General features: G+C 35.9%; 1 protein-coding gene. It reads left to right on the top strand.

Annotated features, from left to right (window positions below):
- Positions 1-512, top strand: a 512-nt coding sequence (locus tag FC87_RS06690) for a restriction endonuclease subunit S (RefSeq protein WP_191979377.1), incomplete at both ends; no start/stop codon positions are given.

Here is a 512-nt window from a genome sequence, read left to right on the forward strand (position 1 = left end):
CCTTGGGAGCAGCGTAAGCTTGGTGATATTTGTAAAGTTCAAGGAGGAGGGACGCCTAGTTCACAATCAAGTAGATACTGGGACGGGGATATAAATTGGTTTACACCGACAGAAGTTTTTAATAATGGCTTTTTGAATAGAAGTAAACGCAGAATAACTTCTATTGGGTTGAAAAATAGCTCTGCAAAATTGATGCCATCTGGAACAGTCCTAATGACGTCTAGAGCCGGTGTTGGTGATATGGCCATTTTAAGTGAGCCGTCTGCAACCAATCAGGGATTTCAGTCATTAATCCCAAATAAAGGAATTTTTTCGTATTTTTTATATTCAATGCATGATGAAATAAGTAAAGAAGCTAATAGGTTAGCCTCCGGATCTACTTTTACTGAAATTTCAAATAAGCAAGTAAATAAAATAAATGTCTTTATACCAATCGCTGCCAACGAACGTAAGTTAATAGCTAATTTTTTTAAATATTATGATTTTTACATCGCTGCCAATGAACGTAAGCT

Origin of the sequence: Fructilactobacillus florum DSM 22689 = JCM 16035, from assembly GCF_001436645.1 — a bacterium.
GTDB classification, from domain to species: Bacteria; Bacillota; Bacilli; order Lactobacillales; family Lactobacillaceae; genus Fructilactobacillus; species Fructilactobacillus florum.